Annotated in this window: 15 protein-coding genes; 10 read left to right on the top strand and 5 right to left on the bottom strand. The window is 43.8% G+C overall.

Annotation, left to right across the window (positions count from 1 at the left end; translation table 11 throughout):
• Positions 1-223: 223 nt before the first annotated feature.
• Together glyS and glyQ are read right to left on the bottom strand one after the other, a co-directional pair.
• Positions 224-2,293, bottom strand: a complete 2,070-nt coding sequence (glyS, locus tag AAC147_RS18030; RefSeq protein ID WP_047683438.1) for a glycine--tRNA ligase subunit beta — start codon at positions 2,291-2,293, stop codon at positions 224-226.
• A gap of 9 nt (positions 2,294-2,302) precedes the next feature.
• The gene (gene glyQ, locus AAC147_RS18035) at positions 2,303-3,211 is read right to left on the bottom strand and encodes a glycine--tRNA ligase subunit alpha (RefSeq protein ID WP_038259344.1); all 909 of its coding nucleotides are present in this window, start codon (positions 3,209-3,211) and stop codon (positions 2,303-2,305) included.
• 194 nt (positions 3,212-3,405) lie between these two features.
• On the opposite strand from glyQ, the gene AAC147_RS18040 reads away from it, so the two are divergent.
• The 3 genes from AAC147_RS18040 to AAC147_RS18050 all read left to right on the top strand — a co-directional run bounded on the left by AAC147_RS18040 (position 3,406) and on the right by AAC147_RS18050 (position 6,394).
• On the top strand, positions 3,406-4,017 hold the full coding sequence (locus tag AAC147_RS18040) for a DNA-3-methyladenine glycosylase I (protein ID WP_047683441.1): 612 nt from the start codon (positions 3,406-3,408) through the stop codon (positions 4,015-4,017).
• 72 nt (positions 4,018-4,089) lie between these two features.
• On the top strand, positions 4,090-5,346 hold the full coding sequence (locus AAC147_RS18045; RefSeq protein WP_047683443.1) for a valine--pyruvate transaminase: 1,257 nt from the start codon (positions 4,090-4,092) through the stop codon (positions 5,344-5,346).
• A gap of 712 nt (positions 5,347-6,058) precedes the next feature.
• Positions 6,059-6,394 (top strand): YceK/YidQ family lipoprotein, encoded by a 336-nt coding sequence (locus AAC147_RS18050; protein WP_047683507.1) that lies wholly within the window; start codon positions 6,059-6,061, stop codon positions 6,392-6,394.
• An 84-nt stretch (positions 6,395-6,478) separates the two neighbouring features.
• Here AAC147_RS18050 and AAC147_RS18055 read toward each other — a convergent pair whose 3' ends face one another.
• Positions 6,479-7,795 carry a DUF3748 domain-containing protein gene (locus AAC147_RS18055; RefSeq protein ID WP_047683445.1) on the bottom strand — a complete coding sequence of 439 codons (1,317 nt, stop codon included), beginning with the start codon at positions 7,793-7,795 and terminating at the stop codon, positions 6,479-6,481.
• A gap of 135 nt (positions 7,796-7,930) precedes the next feature.
• On the opposite strand from AAC147_RS18055, the gene AAC147_RS18060 reads away from it, so the two are divergent.
• On the top strand, positions 7,931-8,548 hold the full coding sequence (locus tag AAC147_RS18060; protein WP_047683448.1) for a trimeric intracellular cation channel family protein: 618 nt from the start codon (positions 7,931-7,933) through the stop codon (positions 8,546-8,548).
• A gap of 118 nt (positions 8,549-8,666) precedes the next feature.
• On the opposite strand, the gene ligB is transcribed toward AAC147_RS18060, so the two are convergent.
• Complete coding sequence (ligB, locus tag AAC147_RS18065; RefSeq protein WP_052189634.1) at positions 8,667-10,481, bottom strand: NAD-dependent DNA ligase LigB; 1,815 nt, start codon at positions 10,479-10,481, stop codon at positions 8,667-8,669.
• Positions 10,482-10,787: 306 nt separating this feature from the next.
• Between ligB and gmk the strand changes: the two genes are divergently transcribed.
• From gmk to recG, 5 genes are read left to right on the top strand one after another with little or no spacing between them, the layout of a single operon-like run.
• On the top strand, positions 10,788-11,411 hold the full coding sequence (gmk, locus tag AAC147_RS18070; protein ID WP_047683451.1) for a guanylate kinase: 624 nt from the start codon (positions 10,788-10,790) through the stop codon (positions 11,409-11,411).
• A gap of 54 nt (positions 11,412-11,465) precedes the next feature.
• Entirely contained in the window at positions 11,466-11,741 is a 276-nt protein-coding gene (rpoZ, locus tag AAC147_RS18075; RefSeq protein ID WP_047683454.1) for a DNA-directed RNA polymerase subunit omega, read from the top strand.
• Positions 11,742-11,759: 18 nt separating this feature from the next.
• Positions 11,760-13,871 carry a bifunctional GTP diphosphokinase/guanosine-3',5'-bis pyrophosphate 3'-pyrophosphohydrolase gene (spoT, locus tag AAC147_RS18080; protein ID WP_047683457.1) on the top strand — a complete coding sequence of 704 codons (2,112 nt, stop codon included), beginning with the start codon at positions 11,760-11,762 and terminating at the stop codon, positions 13,869-13,871.
• Positions 13,872-13,876: 5 nt separating this feature from the next.
• The gene (gene trmH, locus AAC147_RS18085; RefSeq protein ID WP_047683460.1) at positions 13,877-14,602 is read left to right on the top strand and encodes a tRNA (guanosine(18)-2'-O)-methyltransferase TrmH; all 726 of its coding nucleotides are present in this window, start codon (positions 13,877-13,879) and stop codon (positions 14,600-14,602) included.
• Positions 14,603-14,604: 2 nt separating this feature from the next.
• Positions 14,605-16,686, top strand: a complete 2,082-nt coding sequence (recG, locus tag AAC147_RS18090) for an ATP-dependent DNA helicase RecG (RefSeq protein ID WP_047683463.1) — start codon at positions 14,605-14,607, stop codon at positions 16,684-16,686.
• A gap of 102 nt (positions 16,687-16,788) precedes the next feature.
• Here recG and gltS read toward each other — a convergent pair whose 3' ends face one another.
• Positions 16,789-18,000 (bottom strand): sodium/glutamate symporter, encoded by a 1,212-nt coding sequence (gene gltS / locus AAC147_RS18095; protein ID WP_047683466.1) that lies wholly within the window; start codon positions 17,998-18,000, stop codon positions 16,789-16,791.
• A gap of 241 nt (positions 18,001-18,241) precedes the next feature.
• Here gltS and AAC147_RS18100 point away from each other — a divergent pair, with 241 nt between their 5' ends.
• Positions 18,242-19,633 (top strand): nucleobase:cation symporter-2 family protein, encoded by a 1,392-nt coding sequence (locus AAC147_RS18100; RefSeq protein WP_047683469.1) that lies wholly within the window; start codon positions 18,242-18,244, stop codon positions 19,631-19,633.
• The last annotated feature ends 128 nt before the right edge of the window (positions 19,634-19,761 follow it).

Consider the following 19,761-nt stretch of genomic DNA (forward strand, 5'->3'; position numbering starts at 1 on the left):
AAGCTGCGCTACTCGCCGAAAACGAAGCGCATCTTACTGCCGACATCACGGATCGTCAATATCTTTTTAAAGATAAGTGGTTATTTGATGATATTCCGTCCAAAGTTTACACATTGTAATATCTTCAAGATAGCAAAAAGCCCCGCTATGATCCGCGAGGCTCTGTCTTAATAGTAATTAGCTTTAAAGGTACTTACACTAACTCAATAAAACTTATCAGCAATTACTGGAGCAGTGAAATATCCGCTACCCGCAGGAACAACTCGCGCAGTTCACTCAATAGCGTCAGGCGATTTGCTCTTACTTGCAGATCTTCATCCATCACCATTACATTATCGAAGAATGCATCCACAGCTTCACGCAAAGAAGCCAGTTCAACCAGCGCATCCTGATAGTTACCTTCTGCAAACAGAGGTACCAGCTTCTCTTTCAATACAACAAGGTGAGTCGCCAGTTGGATCTCTTCCGCTGCTTTCAACACTGAAGCCTGAACAGTGTCATTCAGCTTCTCTTCTGATTTTGCCAGAATGTTGGAAACACGCTTATTCGCTGCCGCCAGAGAAACTGCTTCATCTAATGTACGGAAATGCGTGACCGCTTTCATACGGGCATCAAAGTCTGCCGGTTGAGTCGGACGACGTGCCAGTACGGCCTGGATAGTATCAACGCTGTAGCCCTGCTCCTGATACCAGGTGCGGAAACGACCGAGCATAAACTCAACCACATCATCGACAACGTTTTCATTGGTCAGTTTGTCACCATACAGACGCACAGCTTCCTCAGACAAAGTCTGGAGGTCGAGAGGCAGTTTTTTCTCAACAATAATACGCAGCACACCCAACGCGGCCCGACGCAGTGCAAAGGGGTCTTTATCCCCTTTAGGATGTTGACCGATGCCGAAAATTCCTGCCAGCGTATCCATCTTATCGGCGATCGCTATGGCACAGGAAACTCCGGTAGATGGCAGATCATCACCAGAAAAACGCGGCTGATACTGTTCATTCAGTGCCAGAGCCACATCTTCAGCTTCGCCATCATGACGAGCATAGTGCATTCCCATCACACCCTGCGTATCAGTGAACTCAAAAACCATGTTAGTCATTAAGTCACACTTAGACAGTAAACCTGCGCGGGTTGCATGAGTAACATCTGCCCCGATCTTTTCAGCAATCCAGCCAGCCAGAGCCTGAATACGGTCTGTTTTATCGCGCAGTGTACCCAGTTGTTTCTGGAACAGAACGGTCTCCAGACGTGGCAGGTTATCTTCCAGACGCTGTTTACGGTCAGTATTGAAGAAGAATTCAGCATCTGCCAGACGTGGACGCACTACTTTTTCGTTACCTGTGATTATCTGCTGAGGATCAGAAGATTCAATATTGGTAACAAAAATAAAGTTCGCCATCAATTTGCCGGATTTATCGTAAACCGGAAAATATTTCTGGTCGCCTTTCATGGTATAAACCAGCGCTTCGGCAGGTACTTCAAGAAATTTTTCTTCAAATTTTGCTGTCAGAACAACAGGCCATTCCACTAATGAAGTGACTTCTTCCAGCAAACTGTCAGTCAAATCTGCCACACCACCAAGCTGTGTCGCTGCTTGTTCTGCATCACGCTTGATCAGGGCCTTACGCGCTTCATAATCCGCAATGACCCGACCACGCTCCTGCAAAATTGCCGGATACTGCTCTGCGTTATCAATGGTAAACTCCGCCTCTCCCATAAAACGGTGACCACGAATAATACGATCAGATTTGATACCCAGAATTTCGCCTTCAATCACTTCACAACCCAGAAGCATAGTGATGGTATGTACTGGACGGACAAATTGGGTTTCTTTATCCCCCCAGCGCATTAGTTTAGGGATCGGTAATTTACTTAACGCGCTACTTACCATATCCGCCAGCAATTCTTTCGCTTCATGGCCTTTAACCTGAGCACGATAAAGTAACCATTCACCTTTATCGGTTACCATACGCTCAGCCTGATCAACGGTAATACCGCAACCGCGTGCCCAACCTTCCGCTGCTTTGGTTGGTTTTCCTTCCGTATCAAACGCCTGAGCAATAGCAGGGCCACGTTTTTCTATTTCACGATCAGCCTGTGCCGCCGCCAGATTTGCCACTTTCAACGCCAGACGACGAGGAGCAGCAAACCAGCTAACTTCACCATGACCCAGATTGGCATTTTGCAGTTCTACTTCAAAATTGGCCGCAAAGGATTCAGCCAATGAACGCAGTGCCTTTGGTGGCAACTCTTCGGTGCCGATTTCCACAAGGAAAGTCTGTTGAGTCATGATGGCCTCTTATTTTCTGTTACACATAGGGAAGCCAAGCGCCTCACGGGAGGCATAGTAAGCTTCAGCAACTGCTTTGGTCAGAGTACGGATGCGCAGAATATAACGCTGACGCTCAGTCACGGAAATCGCTTTACGGGCATCCAGCAAGTTGAAGGTGTGACCCGCTTTTAGAATGCGCTCATAAGCAGGAAGTGGCAGTGGAGTTTCCAACGCCAGTAATTCCTGCGCTTCTTTTTCGTATTGCTCAAAGCAGGTAAACAGGAAATCGACATCAGCGTGTTCAAAATTGTAAGTAGACTGCTCAACCTCGTTCTGGTGGTAAATGTCGCCATACGTGGTTTTACCCAACGGACCATCACTCCACACCAGATCGTACACACTGTCTACGCCCTGAATATACATTGCCAGACGTTCCAAACCATAAGTAATCTCGCCAGTGACTGGTTTACATTCAAGACCACCGACCTGTTGGAAGTAAGTGAACTGGGTCACTTCCATGCCGTTCAGCCAAACTTCCCATCCCAGTCCCCAAGCACCTAATGTCGGGTTTTCCCAGTTATCTTCAACAAAGCGGATATCATGAACGGTAGGATCAAGCCCTAACTCTTTCAGGGAACCCAGGTAAAGCTCCTGGATGTTATCTGGAGATGGCTTGATGATAACCTGAAACTGGTAGTAGTGCTGGAGCCGGTTTGGGTTTTCACCATAACGCCCATCAGTTGGACGACGGGATGGTTGCACATAAGCTGCGGCAATAGGCTCCGGCCCCAAAGCACGCAAGCAGGTTATAGGGTGAGAAGTTCCTGCGCCGACTTCCATATCCAATGGTTGGACAATGGTACAGCCTTGACGCGCCCAGTAATCCTGTAATGTCAGGATGATCCCCTGAAAGGTTTTGGTATCAAACTTTTGCATGTTGAATTCGCACGCGATACATATGAATTTAAACGAAAGCGTTCAGTATACCTTCTGACTGTAAGATATACAGCATTGATCACGCCCAATTTTGTCACAGTATAAAAAAATCTTACCCTTGCCACTTTATTTGTATATTTATACAGATAAAATTAGCGTAATTATTCACCATTATCTGTGGAGACGTGCAATTCATGAATAAGGAAATAACTCGCTGTGGCTGGGTTACATCTGATCCTGATTATCTGGCTTATCACGACAATGAATGGGGTAAACCGCTAAAAGACAGCCTACAGCTTTTCGAATTGATTTGCCTTGAAGGGCAACAAGCAGGTTTATCGTGGCTCACCATTCTGAAAAAACGAGAGGGTTATCGAAAATGTTTCCATCAATTTGATCCTGTCAAAATTGCTGAAATGGATGAAGATGATGTCGAGAAACTGATGCAAGATCCTGCTATTGTCCGCAACCGCGCTAAAATCAATGCCATTATTCATAATGCTCGTGCGTACCTGAAAATGGCCGAACAGAAAGAAGATTTCTGTGAGTTTATCTGGCAATTTGTTGATAACGATCCGCAAGTTAACCACTGGAAAACACGGGCAGAAGTGCCTGTCAAAACCGACCATTCTGATGCACTCTCAAAAGCACTGAAAAAACGCGGATTTAAATTTATCGGCAGCACTACCTGTTATGCCTTTATGCAGGCTGCGGGTTTAGTCGATGATCACATCGCAAACTGTCTATGTCGGAAAATTAAAAATGTCGAAAAATTGAAAACCGAAAAACTGAAAATCAATGCATAAAAACAGGTGACAATGTAATAAGGTGCGGGGTATGGTGTCATCTTATCCTACAAAAAAGACATAGCTGCTGTTATGAAATTCTCTCAATTCGGAAACAAGTTCACGCAAGATTCAGGAATTACTCTCCTGATGAATGATCTCAACAAAGGTTTGAGAACACCCGGCGCGATTATGCTAGGTGGTGGTAATCCTGCTCATATTCCTGAAATGGATGACTATTTCCAACAACTATTGACAGATCTAGCGTTAAACGGTCAATTGACCGAAACACTGTGCAACTATGATGGGCCACAGGGAAAAAACACCTTAATCGCAGCATTGGCTCAAGAATTACAAGAAAAACTTGGTTGGGAAATCCACCCACAAAATATTGCCCTGACTAATGGCAGCCAAAGCGCCTTCTTCTACCTGTTCAATTTATTAGCGGGACGTGCTGAAGATGGTTCAATGAAACGGGTTCTGTTTCCTCTTGCACCCGAATATATTGGCTATTCTGATTCTGGCCTGGATGAAGGTTTATTTGTTGCCAATAAACCCAATATTGAATTACTACCCAATGGCCAATTTAAATATCGGGTTGATTTTGATCATCTGAATATTTCTGAAGATATCAACTTGATCTGTGTTTCCCGTCCAACTAATCCAACAGGTAATGTCATCACTGATGAAGAATTACTGCGCCTGGATGCGTTGGCACAGCAACACCAAATCCCTCTGCTGATCGATAATGCCTACGGTGTACCGTTCCCAGGTATTGTATTCAGTAATGCAACGCCTCTTTGGAATCCGAATATTATCTTATGCATGAGCCTATCCAAACTGGGGCTACCGGGTACTCGCTGTGGAATCATCATTGCTACTGAGAAAATTATCCATGCTGTCAGTAACATGAATGGCGTTATTAGTCTGGCACCAGGCGGGGTTGGCTCTGCTATTACGCTGGAAATGATCCGCCGTAATGATCTGTTCCGTTTATCCCAGAATGTTATTCAGCCATTTTATAAGAAACGGGTAGATCGCGTAATTGAGATCATCCGCCGTTATATGTCAGAAGAACACTGCCTTATTCATAAACCAGAAGGAGCAATATTCCTCTGGTTATGGTTTAAAAATCTGCCTATTACGACAGAAGTCCTTTATCAGCGATTAAAAAAACGAAAAGTGTTGATGGTGCCGGGACACTACTTTTTCCCTGGCTTGGAACACAACTGGCCTCACGCCCATCAATGTATGCGTATGAACTATGTACCTGATTTAGAGAAAATCGAAGAAGGTGTTCGAATTTTATCCGAAGAAATTGAAATCGCTCATAAAGAAACAGATCGCTAATCAAAATAATAAAAAAGCTCCCTCATTTAAGGTGAGGGAGTAAAATGATAACGAGGACTTTTTACCTGAGAACAGGACAGTAGTTATTAGAATCCCAAAAGAATTCTTCACACATAGCAGGAAAGGAAAACAATCCTTGTTTATACACTTTCCCTGAACTCGGCATATTTAACCAGAAAATAAAAAATCTAATGGCCTGAATAGATAAGATTTTTTAACTTTAAATTGCCTCTACTAGGTGAAATTAAGATGATTGCCACGTATTATGTGATCTAAAGCACATTTAATGAATGAAACACATATGCCTAATTATTTAACATTGTCTTTAATCCCTCACATCTCACAGAAAGTAGTCATCTACACCTAATGCCCAAACCTTATTTCCTCAAACTCAGTGACTAATTTAAGCAATGAAAAATATTCATTTGAGTAATTGCTTATAATGTTGATAGATTTACAAGTAATAATTTATATATGTTCTTACTTTTTATTAACTTTTTATTAAAAAAATAAAAATATAAAAAAATTTAAAAATCTTCTGACGAAAAAAATTATTGCATTTAACAATAAGCGCTATAGCAAACTGAATATAACCTGACTATAGTAAATAATCATATAGAGTTATCTTTATGATTAGGAAAAGTAACGCTAAAGTAGATATAAGAACTTGGATATCGGCAAATTAACTCATTGGGTTCATGGAATAGAAATGATGAAAAACAGTAAACTGCTTCTATTATCCGCTACTATACTTGGATGGTCTCTGCTTACAGGCTGTTCCAGTATCATGACACATAGTGGCCCCAATCAAGGATATTATTCTGGGGCACAGGCTAATATTAACATGTTAAAAGATGATAAAACGGGATGGTTTCTGAAACCTTTGCTCGCAGTAGATCTACCCTTATCAGCCCTGTTAGATACTCTTTTGCTCCCTTATGATTATGCTTTCTCAAATCAGGATCAAACAAGAAAATCACCTAAGCTTCGTGTTGAAAAACTGGAAAAAATTCAACTCATACACAACAGATATCAGATGAGCCCATAAATGGTGCGGACAGATTCTTCATTGCTCTATCAATCCCAACTCTACCAGTATCCATTGTGCTGAAAATCGTCTTCATATGTTTTTTCAGGCATCGTTACTGCACAAAGATGGTGCAGCGATGCCTGTCTCGACAATAAAGATCTGACGATAGCCATTAATGTCGCGCATAAAAGCAACATGTCGATCATCAGGTGAGATCACTATTGCATCTGCACATGGAGCAAGGTCAGTACGTGCCGTTAGCCGCTGAACTTCACCATTTTGGCTATCACAAAGCATGACACTGTTATCACAGACAAAAGCAATAAATCGGCCCCGGCTATCCCAGTTAAATGCAGATTGTATGTCATATGCATTATGCGTGACCTGTATTGGTTCTCCCCCTTTTGGGGATACATACCATAACTGGATAGTTCCCTTATCATCTTTCATCAGAAAACAAATTTTATTGCCATCTGGAGATGTTCTTAACCAATGACGGGGAGTACTGACCACTCCCGGCCAACGATTACGGTGGGTAAATGTTAAACGTTGCTGTTTCACTCCCGCAGGTGGTGCAGGTAAGGTCGTTTCCGTTCCGGTTAATGGCTGGTTACCTTCAACCGCATAATCTTCATCATGCTCAGGTAGGTCAACAAGGTAAATTTCAGGGATCTTTTCACCATTTTCAGCGCATGTATCACCAATAAAAGCCAGAGCCCAACGCTGCCATTGCCCATTCTTTTTAAGATAACCCTGCTGCCCAATCCACCCTTCTTCATATGCACGATTGATCTCATCACTACCAGGGTGTGGATATGCTGTAGTGCGGCTCACTACCACCGAAAAATAGCTTCCATCATATTCTCTTGGATGTTTTTTGGCTGATATCACCGCTCTTAGTGGAATAGCGACCGCTACATTGCGTAAATCAAGTGCAGGATCCAACTCATGCATAACATGGTCGTTATAGGTAAAGCTTAAACGGCTGCCATCAGGACTAAAAACATGCACGTGTGTACCACCACGCAAGGCTCCGGCTGTATAAGGTGAGGTAATGTCCAACGCATCAATATTAACAGTAACATTTGGCTGAATATCGGAAACAATGACACCACGGCGATGATGAAAATCGTATTGCCAGTGAGCATCGGGATTTTCCGGGCCATGAATAAACGCATAACGAGTAGGTTCCTGCGGACTAACTGTTACAACACCAACATGCGCACCGTCTTTTGCCTGATAAATAATCTCTGTTTGTCCATTAATTATATGAATTTTTTCTATCGTTAAGCCAGTAAAGTCTGCCCCGTTAGGACGTACATCATAGACTAACCACTGGCTATCAGGGGTCCAGATATTTATATTAGTTATCTGATGGCTACGGTTGTCGAATGTAATCTGACGTTCCTTAAAAATCATTTTCCTACCTTAATAATTGAGGTTTCGGATAATAAAAACTAATGCTATTAAAATTTAACTAAAAAATTTCAATCGAGACGTTATTATTTCAGCATTATTCTTTACTTCACGTTATATTTCATTTAATTAAAATTTATGCTACTCAGTGTCCTTTATATCATTGGTATCACGGCTGAAGCCATGACAGGTGCCTTAGCCGCAGGTCGTCGAAAAATGGATGTGTTCGGCGTAATTATTATTGCTTCTGTAACAGCCATTGGTGGTGGTTCCGTTCGTGATATTATTCTGGGCCACTATCCGCTTGGTTGGGTTAAAAACCCAGAATACATTGTGACTGTTGCCTGCGCCGCAGTCGTCACCATTTGGGTTGCCCCAATGATGAAACACCTTCGACGTTTATTTCTTATTCTTGATGCGATTGGTTTAATTGTTTTTTCAATTATTGGCGCACAAATCGCATTGGATATGCACTACAGCCCAATCATTGCCGCCATTGCCGCTGTTATTACCGGTGTTTTTGGTGGAGTACTGCGCGATATGTTTTGTAACACCATTCCATTAGTGTTCCAGAAAGAGATCTACGCTGGTGTCTCTTTTGCGGCTGCTTGGTTATATATCGCGTTACTACAGACGCCACTGCATCCAAACAGCGTAATTATCATCACCCTTATCACAGGCCTAACCGCCCGTTTGATTGCTATTCGCTATCGTCTTGGATTACCTATCTTCAATTATGATGGTGCTGACCATTGATATTAATCTGGGCGTTTGGAGCAAGTGCTTGCTCCTTCGCTCTTGCATGTTTACCTGTCTACCGATTTCTTTTCTGCATTTTCCCGTTCTACATTTCCCAACTTCCCGACAAAGAGAACTACGGCAAAAAAACCGCTTCCTGTGAAGGTACTGCATGTAAATCAACGTCATGCAAAGCCATTCCATGCACATTAATATTAATTCCTTGTAACGTTAATGCTTCAACCAGTTCTTTAACTTCAGGGTATTGTAAAAACTCCTCAATTTTTGTTCTTTGTTTTGCTGTTAAAGTACTGCCGATTCTTGTTTCTGATAATTGTACATCCCTGTACTGATTTACTTCATCCATAAATCTATTGGCATAAGGCATCCCTATCGCTTCACGCCATAATGAGACTGACTGTCTTTGTGCCTGCTGGAATTGGGTGAAAATTAGCGCCGCACGTTTAGAGCCAATATTAGGTATTTCAGCAAGTTGCTTCTTATTCAATGCCAACCAGCCCGCCAGATGTGTTACCCGTCCATCCCTTACTAAAGCAGCCCATATACCTTGTCCAACACCCTTCATTTTCAACTTTTTTCCCATCCATGTCAGACGAGCAATAAACTGTTGTTGGCAATCTTGGTTATTCAATACAAAACAACTGAGCGAATGAAACTGCTGCATATTAGGAGGCTGAATATTTTGACGTTCCGCAATGCGCCATACCACTTTATCGAGTTTTGGTATGCCATGCCCCGCCAGTGTTACAGTCACTTTATCTCCCGGATAAACATCCCATTGCTGCCAACGTCTTACTGAACCAATATGAACACGATTAATCTGTCTATCGTCTAATTGCACTTTTTCCAGCTCTAGTAAAACAGATATTTTTCCTGTCCGACCTATCTTGAACTGAACATCTTTTACTGTTGTCATTTTCTGTTGCAAAGGATACTTCCACGCAATCGACCAACTGTTTGAACCAGCACGCCATTGTCTGCCAGCAGGTTCAGTTTCCTGCCTTAAAACAACACCGTCTGTGGCAAAAGGGAGAGGATGGGTAAAATACATTTTCCACTTTTTCTCCACATCTTCTGCACTGAAAATTTGATGGCTATATTGCTGTGTAACGGGAAATCCCATTGATGTCAGTTTCTCTAGTTTAACTGCCATCTCATCTGGCCCATCCGGCCAGCTCCATATAAATATCCCTATTTGGCTGAGTTCCGATGAAGGAGTTTTACGCATCATCAACCCTGCTACCTTGCTGCGTGCATTCTGACTACCTGCAATAGATTGACGATGGTTATTCTGTTGCCAAAAGAGTTCTCCCTGTAACACCATATGATCCGGTGCATTTTCTATCTGTTTAGGAATACTGGAAATAAATTCACTTTTATCCAACCAATCTGTTCCTTCTGCACCATTCCCCCTGCTGATTAATCCGACCAAGAGACCATTTTGATAAACCAACGTAACTGCAACTCCATCAATTTTGGGCTGTACCCAAACGGCTGAGCGTCCTTGTAACCATCGGCGAACTTCCTCTATTCCTTTTAGTTTATGCAAGCCTGTATGCTGGACGGGGTGAAACTGTCTTTCGCTAGTTAGACCCTCCTTATGTGGCACCACCGGTGAGAATGATTTATCTATCACAGAAGCCTTGTCCGATACTGTCTTATTTGATAAGGCTGGTACAGCAAGGGTATTGTCTTGTTTCTGCTTCAAACAATCCTGCCAGTGCGTTAAGGTTTCCAATAGTTGATCATAAATCTCATCATCTATTTCACTGATTCCCTGTTGACGATAAAGGTGATCCCATTTCGCTATCTGTGGTGTCAAGCGTTCTATTTCAAGCTGGAGTTTTTCCTTTGGCCAAGCCGAACAATCTGCTAATCCCATCGGCATTCCAAACAGCAATACCAAAATTATAATCAGAAAATTAAGCATCCTTGCTCCATATGTCCCTTAAACACGAGCAGAGAATAAAAAGAAATTTGGCTTATACCAAGATAGAAGAAAGGAGTTTGCGAAGTGTTTCGAAAAATAATGATGCAATTTCTGCAACCGTTTATTTTTTCTGAAATTGTTTCGAAAAATATTGCTTGAATATCTGTTTGTTAAGAAAAAATTTTGTTGAAATGCCCGTTGACATGTATTGTAACGCTGCATGGATTAGCGTATCCGTGTATACTATGTGGGATTTATCTTCCTGCGCTTGCATTTATTAATACCCCAATCAGTCAAGAAATCAGCATGAGTCAAGGAACGTTATATATTGTTTCTGCCCCAAGTGGAGCAGGTAAATCAAGCCTTATTCAGGCTTTATTAAAAACCCAGCCTTTGTATGACACTCAGGTTTCTGTTTCACATACAACTCGTCCGGCACGCCCTGGCGAAAATCAGGGTGAACATTATTATTTCATCACAGTCGATGAATTCCAAAATATGATTAACCATGATGAATTCTTGGAACATGCCTGTGTTTTTGGTAACTATTACGGTACTTCCCGCAAAATTATCGAAGATACTCTCGCTAGTGGTGTTGACGTTTTTCTTGATATTGACTGGCAGGGTGCACAGCAAATCCGTCAGAAAATGCCTGCGGCTCGTAGCATTTTCATTCTTCCTCCTTCAAGGGAAGAATTACTCCGCCGTCTGCGTGGCCGTGGTCAGGACAGCGAAGAAGTCATCGCTAAACGAATGTATCAAGCTGTTGCAGAAATGGAACATCATGGAGAGTATGACTATGTCATCATCAATGATGATTTCAATACAGCACTGGCCGATTTACAATCGATTATTCGTTCCGAACGTCTGCGATTAGAAAGGCAGACTCAACGACATGATGCGTTAATCAGCAAATTATTGGCAGACTGAACTAAGTTTCAGTATTATGCCCAGTCATTTATTTATCTGTGGAGTAGCACACATATGGCACGCGTAACTGTTCAAGACGCAGTAGAAAAAATTGGTAACCGTTTTGACCTGGTGTTGGTCGCTGCTCGCCGAGCACGCCAATTGCAGGTAGGTGGAAAAGATCCTCTTGTTCCAGAAGAAAACGATAAGATGACTGTTATCGCTCTGCGTGAAATCGAGCAAGGTCTTATTAATAATAAAATTCTTGATGTTCGTGAACGTCAAGAGCAGCAGGAGCAAGAAGCTGCAGAAATCAAAGCTGTTTCTGCTATCGCCGACGGTCGTCGTTAATTTTACGGTAGGTCTGCCTTGTACCTGTTTGAAAGCCTGAACCAGCTTGTACTTAAATATTTGCCTGAAGATCAAATTGATCTATTAAAGCAGGCTTATGTCGTAGCACGGGATGCCCACGAAGGGCAAACCCGATCCAGTGGTGAGCCGTATATTACTCATCCTGTCGCTGTTGCTTGTATTCTGGCTGAGATGCGTCTTGACCATGAAACACTTATGGCCGCACTTCTGCATGACGTCATTGAAGATACACCAGCAACATTTCAGGATATTGAGCAATTATTCGGCACCACCGTCGCCGGATTAGTGGAAGGTGTCTCCAAACTGGACAAGCTGAACTTCCGTGATAAAAAGGAAGCTCAGGCCGAAAACTTCCGCAAGATGATCATGGCAATGGTACAGGATATCCGTGTCATTCTGATCAAATTGGCAGACCGAACACATAACATGCGAACCCTTGGTTCTCTGCGCCCTGATAAACGGCGGCGCATCGCCAGGGAAACGTTGGAAATCTACAGTCCGTTGGCCCATCGACTGGGGATTCATCACCTGAAAACAGAACTGGAAGAGCTTGGTTTTGAAGCTTTGTATCCTAACCGCTATCGGGTGATTAAAGAGGTTGTTAAAGCTGCTCGTGGCAACCGTAAGGAAATGATACAGAAAATTCTGGCAGAAATTGAAGGCAGATTAACGGATGCGGGCATCCAATGTACCGTCAATGGACGGGAAAAACATCTCTACTCTATCTATCGCAAGATGCACCTGAAAGAACAGCGTTTTCATTCCATTATGGATATTTACGCGTTCCGTGTCATCGTCGACAACCTTGATACCTGTTATCGTGTTTTAGGGCAAATGCACAGTCTGTATAAACCCCGTCCCGGTAGGGTGAAAGATTATATTGCCATTCCTAAAGCCAACGGCTATCAATCCTTGCATACCTCTCTTATCGGTCCACACGGAGTACCTGTTGAAGTCCAGATCCGGACAGAAGACATGGATCAAATGGCAGAGATGGGGGTTGCGGCACACTGGGCTTATAAAGAACAAGGGGAATCAGGCACTACAGCGCAAGTCCGTGCCCAACGTTGGATGCAAAGCCTGCTGGAACTTCAGCAGAGCGCTGGTAGCTCTTTCGAATTCATTGAAAGCGTTAAATCTGATCTATTCCCTGATGAGATTTACGTTTTTACTCCTGAAGGACGTATTGTGGAATTACCGGCAGGTGCAACACCTGTTGACTTTGCTTATGCTGTCCATACGGATATTGGTCACGCTTGTGTCGGGGCTCGAGTTGATCGTCTGCCTTACCCACTATCTCAGACCCTAAGCAGCGGGCAAACTGTCGAAATCATTACCGCCCCAAGCGCCCGCCCTAATGCGGCATGGCTGAATTTTGTCGTCAGCTCTAAAGCACGCGCTAAAATACGCCAGTTACTGAAAAACCTTAAACGGGATGATTCCGTTAGTCTGGGACGGCGTCTGCTCAATCATGCACTTGGCAATGGTCTGAAAATTAACGATATTCCACAGGAAAATATCGACAGAGAATTGGCAAGAATGAAACTCGCTTCACTTGATGACCTGCTGGCAGAGATCGGTTTAGGTAATGCGATGAGTGTTGTCGTTGCTCATAATCTATTGGGTGCTACAGAAAAAATTCCGAATGGTAGTAATAGTCAATCCCGTAAGCTGCCAATTAAAGGTGCCGATGGCATCCTGATTACCTTTGCTAAGTGTTGCCGACCGATTCCGGGTGACCCGATTATTTCCCATATCAGTCCGGGGAAAGGTTTAGTTATCCATCACGAATCTTGCCGTAATATCCGTGGTTATCAAAAAGAGCCGGAAAAATTCATGCCTGTTGAATGGGATAAAGATATCAATAGCGATTTCATCGCTGAAATTAAAGTTGATATGTTTAACCATCAGGGAGCACTGGCAAATCTGACAGCAGCGATTAATGATGCAAATTCCAGCATCCAAAGCATGAATACCGAGGAAAAAGATGGCCGTGTTTATTGTGCTTTCATCAGGCTGACAGCCAAAGACCGTATCCAGTTGGCAAATATCATGCGTAAGATACGTGTTATGCCGGATGTACTACGAGTCAGCCGTAACCGAAACTAGAGGTTATGAATCCTAAACGTTATGCACGTATTTGTCAGATGATGGCAATGCGTCAACCTGACCTGACGATTTGTTTAGAAGAAGTACATAAGCCCCATAATGTATCCGCAGTTATTCGCTCTGCGGATGCAGTTGGCATTCATCAAATCCATGCCATTTGGCCTGCTCATCAGTTACAGACTCAACTCTCCTCTGCGGCAGGTAGTAACAGTTGGGTTCAAGTAGAAACCCACTCATCTATTGAAAACGCTATTAGCCAGTTTAAGACAGCCGGAATGCAGATATTAGCCACCAATCTTTCTGATAAAGCGGCTGATTTCCGTCAAATTGATTACACTAAACCTACCTGCATCATTATGGGGCAGGAAAAGAAAGGGATTTCCAAACAGGCTATCGCGCTGGCAGATTATGACATTATCATTCCGATGGCAGGTATGGTTCAGTCACTGAATGTCTCTGTTGCCTCTGCTCTGATCCTGTATGAAGCACAACGGCAACGCCAACTCGCTGGTATGTATCAGCGGGAGGAAAGTACTCTCTCCGAAGAGGAGCAACAAAAGTTACTGTTTGAAGGCGGATACCCTGTTTTAGCTGCGGTCGCACATCGTAAAGGGTTGGAACGACCGTTCATTAATAAACAAGGGCAAATTATCGCAAGTGAATCTTGGTGGGCAACATTGCAGGCAACGACCACCACCAACAGGGAAATCAATCACACTGACGGAGAATAGGTATGAAAGGCCGATTACTTGATGCCATCCCATTAACCACTTTACATGGTGTTGGAACCAATCAGGTGACTAAACTTGCCAAGTTGGGATTGGTCAATCTACAGGATTTATTGTTGCATTTACCTCTCCGTTATGAAGATCAAACCCGCCTATATGCTATTAACGATGTATTACCCGGTATTTATGCTACAGTGATGGGTGAAATATTGCGTACCAATGTGACTTTTGGGCGGCGGCGCATAATGACCTGTCAAATCAGCGACGGAACAGGCATATTAACTCTGCGTTTTTTCAATTTCACTGCTGCCATGAAGAATAGTCTGGCGGAAGGCAAGCATATCATTGCTTATGGGGAAATCCGCCGCGGCTCCCAAGGAACCGAAATTATCCATCCAGAATACAAAATCCAGCAACACGCTGAACGTATTCAATTGCAAAATACATTAACACCTGTCTATCCCACGACAGAGGGTGTGCGCCAAACCACACTACGCAAGTTAATCGAACAAGCTCTGGAATTACTTGATACTTGCGCAATTAATGAATTATTGCCAGATCAGTTTAGTCAGCACATTATCAGCCTTCCCAATGCTCTGCGTACTCTGCACCGTCCACCCCCAGATATTTCTCTGGCGGATTTGGAAAATGGTAAACATCCAGCACAACGCCGATTAATTCTGGAAGAGCTGCTGGCTCATCATTTAAGTATGCTGGCGGTCAGAGCCGGAGCTCAACGTTTCCATGCCCAACCGCTCACAGCAGATAATTCGTTAAAACAGCAATTACTGGATCAACTCCCTTTTTCGCCAACATGTGCGCAGGAACGTGTAGTAAGGGAAATAGAGCATGATCTGGAAAAAAATGTCCCGATGATGCGGCTGATACAAGGTGATGTCGGTTCCGGCAAAACGCTGGTGGCAGCTTTCGCTGCAATACGGGCGATTGTACACGGTAAGCAGGTTGCCTTAATGGCTCCGACCGAACTTCTTGCGGAGCAACATGCCAACACGTTTCGCCAGTGGTTTGAACCACTTGGTATTCAGGTAGGATGGCTTGCGGGTAAGCAAAAAGGCAAGGCGCGCCAAGCGCAACAAGAAGCCATTGCCAGTGGTCAGGTCAGTATGGTCGTCGGTACTCACGCAATGTTTCAGGAGCAAGTTAAATTTGCCGGGCTGGCATTGGTCATTATTGATGAACAACACCGATTCGGTGTTCATCAACGTCTGGCTCTTTGGGAAAAAGGACGTGAACAGGGGTTTCATCCTCATCAACTGATCATGACCGCAACACCTATTCCACGAACATTGGCAATGACCGCTTATGCCGATTTAGATACTTCCATTATTGATGAACTTCCCCCAGGACGAACACCTGTAACAACTGTCGCTATCCCTGATACTCGTCGGAATGAAATTATTCAGCGTATTAAAAGTGCTTGTTTAGATGAAGGACGTCAGGCTTATTGGGTATGTACCCTGATTGAAGACTCCGAAGTTCTGGAAGCACAAGCTGCTCAAGTTACCAGTGAAGAATTGGCCCTGGCGCTACCTGAGCTGAAAACCGGCCTCGTGCATGGGCGGATGAAACCGGCGGAAAAGCAATCCATTATGGAGGCTTTCAAGCGAGGTGAATTACAGTTATTGGTTGCCACCACGGTGATTGAAGTCGGTGTGGATGTTCCTAACGCCAGTCTGATGATTATCGACAATCCTGAACGATTAGGGTTGGCTCAGTTACACCAACTCCGTGGCCGTGTCGGGCGTGGAGCTGTAGCTTCCCACTGTGTCCTGCTCTATAAGACACCGCTGACCCACACCGCCAAAATACGTCTGCAAGTCCTACGGGATAGTAATGATGGTTTTGTCATTGCCCAAAGAGATCTGGAAATTCGAGGACCAGGTGAACTGCTTGGTACGCGTCAGACTGGTAACGTCGAATTTAGGATTGCCGATTTATTAAGGGATCAGGGAATGCTCCCCGAAGTGCAACGTATTTCCCACTATATCCATCAACACTATCCTGAACATGCCAAAGCACTGATTGAACGCTGGCTATCCGACCGTTCGCAATACAGTCATGCTTAATCAATGAGCTATCATACTTATAAGATATTTAAAAAAAATGCCGCTGAAATTATCAGCGGCATTTTTAGCCAAGATATCAGGCAAAAGCAAAGGTGAGTTAAGTTAGCCTGCTACAGATGGGAATACCGGTAATAACAGATAAATCTTGATAACGGCTGAGTTAACGATATCAATAAAGAACGCACCTACCATCGGTACGAGCAAAAACGCCACATGTGATGGTCCGAAGCGGTCAGTAATCGCCTGCATATTTGCAATCGCCGTTGGTGTAGCACCCAAACCAAAACCACAGTGACCGGCTGACAATATTGCCGCATCATAATTTTTACCCATCACTCGGTAAGTGACGAAAATAGCGTACAGAGCCATAACCACTGTTTGTATAGCAAGGATTACCAACATCGGCAGCGCAAGGGACGCCAGTTGCCACAATTTAAGACTCATCAATGCCATTGCCAGGAAGAGAGACAAACTAACGTTACCTAGCACTGACACAGCCCGGTCGAATACCCGATAAAAACCAAGCAAGGACAAGCCATTACTGAGTATTACCCCGGTAAACAGAACACACACAAAAGTTGGCAAAAAGAGCGTACCTTCCAGAACCTTTTCAAGATAGCTACCCGCTAACAAACAGATAGATATTAAAGCGATGGTTTCGAGCATCACTAATGGTGTAATTAAACGGCCAGTATAGGGTTTTTCAAATGCAGTCGGAACTTCAGTATCTTCAGCTTCCAGGCCAGGTGTTTTGTTATTTCTTACCAACAGACGGGCAACAGGGCCACCAATCAGGCCTCCCAGTATTAAACCAAATGTTGCACATGCCATTGCGACTTCAGTGGCATTCTCAAAACCATAACGTTCAGTAAATACCTTACCCCAAGCAGCACCCGTTCCGTGTCCTCCTGAAAGGGTGATTGAACCAGCCAACAGCCCCATCAATGGATCAAGCCCAAGTATTTTCGCCAATGCAATCCCCACTGTGTTTTGCACCAACAGTAAGCCCACAACGACGACGACAAAGATTGCCAAGGATTTTCCACCTGCTTTCAGGCTGGCAAGGTTAGCGTTTAAGCCTACAGTAGCGAAGAATGCTAACATAAGAGGATCTTTGAGGGATAAATCAAAGCCGACTTCCCAACCCGTGGACTGTTTAACTATCAGCAGAACAAAAGCAACCAGCAAGCCACCTGCGACCGGCTCCGGGATCGTATACTTCTCAAAAAATGAAATTGACTGTACGAGTTTTCTTCCCAATAGCAAAACAAGTGTGGCCGCAACGAGCGTGCCATAAATATCCAAATGATACATTTATGTACCCCATCTATTGTTAAAATTATGTAAATTTAATGCGACGTTATAATCATCCTATAAAAACGCCAAGAGCAGGTAAGGGTTGGATTAGAAAAAAATTTACTGATAAACACAAGATAAAACATTTAAAAATGTGACGAAATAAAGTTATAACCCATAGGTAAAACTTCACGCAAACGATTGCTTTTATAAGTCAGATCAATAAAATGTGTTTTTTGTTGACTCGAAACTCCACACCATGGCCACCTCAACCCACAAACACTCAGTATCAGAAATCCCCGAAAAATCGGGTAGCGAATTAATTTACCGTCTGGAAGACAAGCCGCCTCTTCCACATGCTCTGTTTGCCGCCTGTCAGCATCTGCTGGCAATGTTTGTCGCTGTCATCACACCAGCGATATTGATCTGTCAGGCTCTTGGGCTTCCCGAACAAGATACACAACGCATTATCAGCATGTCTTTGTTTGCTTCAGGGTTAGCTTCACTTATCCAAATCCGTTCCTGGGGGCCAATCGGCTCAGGTTTGCTTTCCATTCAAGGAACCAGTTTTAATTTTGTAACTCCTCTTATCATGGGTGGCCTGGCCCTGAAAAATGGAGGAGCCGATATTCCAACAATGATGGCTGCCTTGTTTGGGACGTTGATGCTTGCCGCAACCACTGAGATATTTCTTTCCCGCATACTGCATCTGGCCAGAAAAATCATCACACCTCTAGTTTCCGGCATTGTTGTGATGATTATTGGTCTGTCACTGATTCAGGTTGGGTTAACTTCTATCGGCGGCGGTTATACCGCTATTCAGCAAGGTACGTTTGGTGCCCCCGAAAATCTTTTACTGGCGGGCACGGTTCTTGCCATTATCGTGCTGCTGAATCGCCAACATAATCCCTATTTACGGATTGCATCTCTGGTTATTGCCATGACAGTAGGGTATTTAGTCGCTTGGTATATGGAGATGCTACCCCATTCAACCACAACAGAAGACAAACCCATTATCACTGTTCCTTCTCCGCTGTATTACGGACTCTCTTTTGACTGGAATTTGTTGATCCCGCTTGTCCTGATTTTTATGGTGACGTCACTGGAGACAATTGGTGATATTACAGCAACGTCAGATGTTTCTGAGCAACCTGTCAGCGGCCCGTTGTACATGAGGCGCATTAAGGGGGGTGTATTGGCAAATGGTCTCAATTCGATGGTTTCTGCTGTATTTAATACATTCCCGAATTCCTGCTTTGGTCAGAATAATGGAGTAATCCAACTGACTGGTGTTGCCAGCCGCTATGTCGGTTACATTATTGCTTCCATGCTGATTCTATTAGGGCTGTTCCCGGCAGTAGCAAGTTTTGTACAGCATATTCCTGAACCCGTATTAGGTGGCGCGACTATTGTGATGTTCGGTACGATTGCCGCATCTGGTATCAGAATTGTTTCCCGTGAACCTTTAAATCGACGTGCCATTATGATCATCGCTTTGTCACTGGCTGTGGGGTTGGGTGTTTCTCAACAACCGTTGATCTTACAATATGCACCTGAATGGGTAAGAAACCTGCTTTCTTCTGGCATTGCCGCTGGCGGGCTCACAGCCATTCTCCTAAATCTGATTTTTCCTCAAGAAAAATCGTCGTAATTTTCGCCTGGCTCTTCTTCTCCCGCTTATATAGCGGGAGTTTTTTGGTGTAATTCTTCGCATATTTTTTTGCAATATTCTTCGCAATTTTCTTGTCAGCCTGCCGGAATGCGTGCTTTTTCAGTGTT

This window comes from Xenorhabdus sp. NBAII XenSa04 (genome assembly GCF_963866145.1).
GTDB classification, from domain to species: Bacteria; Pseudomonadota; Gammaproteobacteria; order Enterobacterales; family Enterobacteriaceae; genus Xenorhabdus; species Xenorhabdus indica.

Excerpts from the sequence above, each read along its gene's own strand:
- AAC147_RS18050 (WP_047683507.1), top strand. The coding sequence starts at position 6,059 with ATGAAAAACAGTAAACTGCTTCTATTATCCGCTACTATACTTGGATGG.
- glyQ (WP_038259344.1), bottom strand. The coding sequence starts at position 3,211 with ATGCAAAAGTTTGATACCAAAACCTTTCAGGGGATCATCCTGACATTA.
- trmH (WP_047683460.1), top strand. The coding sequence starts at position 13,877 with ATGAATCCTAAACGTTATGCACGTATTTGTCAGATGATGGCAATGCGT.
- AAC147_RS18040 (WP_047683441.1), top strand. The coding sequence starts at position 3,406 with ATGAATAAGGAAATAACTCGCTGTGGCTGGGTTACATCTGATCCTGAT.
- glyS (WP_047683438.1), bottom strand. The coding sequence starts at position 2,293 with ATGACTCAACAGACTTTCCTTGTGGAAATCGGCACCGAAGAGTTGCCA.
- ligB (WP_052189634.1), bottom strand. The coding sequence starts at position 10,481 with ATGCTTAATTTTCTGATTATAATTTTGGTATTGCTGTTTGGAATGCCG.
- AAC147_RS18055 (WP_047683445.1), bottom strand. The coding sequence starts at position 7,795 with ATGATTTTTAAGGAACGTCAGATTACATTCGACAACCGTAGCCATCAG.
- rpoZ (WP_047683454.1), top strand. The coding sequence starts at position 11,466 with ATGGCACGCGTAACTGTTCAAGACGCAGTAGAAAAAATTGGTAACCGT.
- gmk (WP_047683451.1), top strand. The coding sequence starts at position 10,788 with ATGAGTCAAGGAACGTTATATATTGTTTCTGCCCCAAGTGGAGCAGGT.
- AAC147_RS18045 (WP_047683443.1), top strand. The coding sequence starts at position 4,090 with ATGAAATTCTCTCAATTCGGAAACAAGTTCACGCAAGATTCAGGAATT.
- AAC147_RS18100 (WP_047683469.1), top strand. The coding sequence starts at position 18,242 with ATGGCCACCTCAACCCACAAACACTCAGTATCAGAAATCCCCGAAAAA.
- gltS (WP_047683466.1), bottom strand. The coding sequence starts at position 18,000 with ATGTATCATTTGGATATTTATGGCACGCTCGTTGCGGCCACACTTGTT.
- AAC147_RS18060 (WP_047683448.1), top strand. The coding sequence starts at position 7,931 with ATGCTACTCAGTGTCCTTTATATCATTGGTATCACGGCTGAAGCCATG.
- recG (WP_047683463.1), top strand. The coding sequence starts at position 14,605 with ATGAAAGGCCGATTACTTGATGCCATCCCATTAACCACTTTACATGGT.